A 2,488-nucleotide genomic window follows, 5' to 3' on the forward strand; every position below is an offset into this window, starting at 1 on the left:
CGCAACTGGGCGTGGTCCTGCTGCGCGCCGATGCGCATGCCCAGGCGCTGCGGCACGCGGGCCAGGCATATGCCGAAAGCGCCGGCGCCGCCGAGGCCGGCGTGGCCGCGCTCGAGCGCTGGATCGCCGCGGCGCCGACGCCCGACCCGGCGTTGGCGCAGGCCTGGAACCAGCGACTCGACCACTTGCGCCGCCTCGCCGCCGCCTGGCGCCTGGAAGCGGCGCAATGGCGGTTGCTGCAACAGCAGGGCGAGGACCTGCTGCAACGCTACAGGAACATCCGCGACGTGCTGCTGCCGGCCTGGCGCCAGGCCGCCGTCACGCCGCAGGCAGCGCAGGGCAGGGACCACGTGGCCCGCGCCGCACAGGCGCAGCAACACATCCTGGCCGAACTGCAGGCCATGCGGGCTAGACTGCGCTGAGCCTGCGCCGCCGCCGCGAATCGCTATCGAAGGAGAACCATGATGACCCAGGAACACCCGCTGACGCCGCAGAGCCTGCCGCTGCAACCCGACGAAGCCGAGCTCAAGGCGCTCGGCCTGGTGCCGGACGATCGTGCGCAGATCGCCGCGCTGGCGCAGGGCCTGCGCGAACTCACGCCCGGCAGCCTGCACCTGTTCGGCACCGAGGTCGCCGCGCAGACCGCCGCGTTCTCCAGCCAGTTGCTGGACCAGGTCCGCAACCGCGACCTGGAGGCCAGCGGCGACAAGCTCGGCGAAGTGGTGCGGATCGCGCGCGCGCTCAAGCTCGACCAGCTCGGCGAGCGCTCGCGGGTGCCGCTGATCGGCGGCCTGATCGATCGCCTGCGCGCGTCCAAGGACGAACTGGTGCAGAAGTTCAGCGACACCAACCGGCAGATCGAACAACTGCTGCGCGACGTCGGCGCGCAGCAGGCCAACCTCGGCCAGCGCGTGGGCGAATTCGACCGCATGCACCAGATGGTGCAGGCCGAGCGCCGCGAACTGGGCCTGCACGTCGCTGCCGGCAAGCTGCGCCTGGCCGAACTGCAGCAACAGCACCTGGCGCTGGCGGGCCAGGACGATCCGCAGGCGCGCGGCCAGCGCGCCGAGATCGATACCGCCCTGCGCCTGCTCGACAAGCGCGTCGGCGACCTGCAGGTGATGCAGCACGCGGCCGAGCAGGCGCTGCCGATGATCCGGCTGATCCAGGCCAACGCGCTGCAACTGATCGAGAAGTTCAACACCGTCCGCGACATCACCATCCCGTCGTGGAAGCGCCAGTTCGCGATCCAGCTGTCGCTGCACGAGCAGCAGAACGCGGCGGCGCTGTCCAACGCCATCGACGATGCCACCAACGACATCATGCGCCGCAACGCCGACCTGCTGCGGCAGGCCTCGGTGGACACGGCGCGCGCCAACCAACGCGCGGTGATCGACATGGACACGCTGCGCCACGTGCACGAGCAACTGATCGCCACGGTGGAGGAGGTGCGCGAGATCCACCGCGACGGCATGCAGCAGCGGCGCGCCGCCGAGGTCGAGCTGAGCCGGCTGCGCGACGACCTGCAGCGGCGCCTGGCCGCGCCGGCGCAGCCGGGCTGACGCGCGCGCCCGCCGATGGGCGCTCGACGCCCCACCCACCCATGTAGAGCGGCTTCAGCCGCGACAGATAACTCCACTCCCGCGCACGCCGGGCGTCGCGGCCAAGCGTCCTGTACAGCGCGTTTGCGCCGCGAATTGCCAGCGAACAGGCCAGGCAACACGCCTAATCGCGATCCTCCCGCAACTCGCCGGCCAACCACCCGGCCAACGCCTCCACCCGTGGATCCTGCTGCTCCCGCCGCGCGCACAGCGCCCACTGCCCGCCGGTGTCGACGAAGCCCCAGGGCGCCAGCAGGCGGCCGTTGGCCAGGTCGTCGGCGACCAGCGGCTGCGGCGCGATCGCCACGCCGATTCCGGCCAGCGCCGCTTCCAGCAGGTAGTACAGGTGTTCGAAGCCGGTGCCGTAGCGCAACTGCGCCGGCGCCAGGCCTTGCGCCTCGGCCCAGGCCGGCCAGGCCTGCGGGCGCGACACCGTATGCAGCAGCGGCAGTCCCTGCAGTGCCGCCGGCGCGGCCGTGGTCAGGGCCTGTGCCTGCGGCAGGGCCGGGCTGAGTACCGGGCCGATCCGCTCCGGCGCCAGCACGCGCACCTGCCAGTCCGCCGGCCATGGCGCCTGGCCCAGCAGCAGCGCCGCATCCAGGCCGTCCAGGTCGGCGGCGAAGTCGCCCTCGTGCGCGGACAGGTGCAGGGTCAGCGCCGGCAGGTCGCGCTGCAGCGCCTGCAGCCGCGGAATCATCCAGCGGGCGAGGATGCTGCCGGGGCAGCCCAGCACCAGCGCGGCCGGGCGTGATGGGCGGCGCAACTCCGCCACCGCGTCCTGCAACTGCGCGAAGGCGCTGCCGGCGGCCTCGCACAGGTGCGTGCCGGCGGCGGTCGGGCGGATGCCGCGGCCGTCGCGCTGCAGCAGCGGCAGCCCCAGTTCCCGC

The 2,488-nt window shown here is 72.8% G+C and carries 2 protein-coding genes and 1 pseudogene; 2 read left to right on the forward strand and 1 reads right to left on the reverse strand.

Features of this window, described 5'->3' with window-relative positions:
• Together D588_RS0123640 and D588_RS0123645 are read left to right on the forward strand one after the other, a co-directional pair.
• Positions 1-422: pseudogene (locus tag D588_RS0123640) on the forward strand (hypothetical protein); the annotation flags it as partial.
• Positions 423-464: 42 nt separating this feature from the next.
• On the forward strand, positions 465-1,562 hold the full coding sequence (locus tag D588_RS0123645) for a toxic anion resistance protein (protein WP_026144044.1): 1,098 nt from the start codon (positions 465-467) through the stop codon (positions 1,560-1,562).
• A gap of 163 nt (positions 1,563-1,725) precedes the next feature.
• Here the strand turns inward: D588_RS0123645 and D588_RS0123650 are convergent.
• Positions 1,726-2,488 (reverse strand): LysR substrate-binding domain-containing protein (locus tag D588_RS0123650; RefSeq protein WP_017917760.1); only part of this gene is annotated, 763 nt, incomplete at its 5' end.

Origin of the sequence: Xanthomonas sp. SHU 308 (assembly GCF_000364645.1) — a bacterium.
GTDB lineage: Bacteria > Pseudomonadota > Gammaproteobacteria > Xanthomonadales > Xanthomonadaceae > Xanthomonas_A > Xanthomonas_A sontii.

What these genes read in the sequence shown, in the direction of transcription:
- D588_RS0123645 (WP_026144044.1), top strand. Translation starts at nt 465, where the DNA reads ATGACCCAGGAACACCCGCTGACGCCGCAGAGCCTGCCGCTGCAACCC.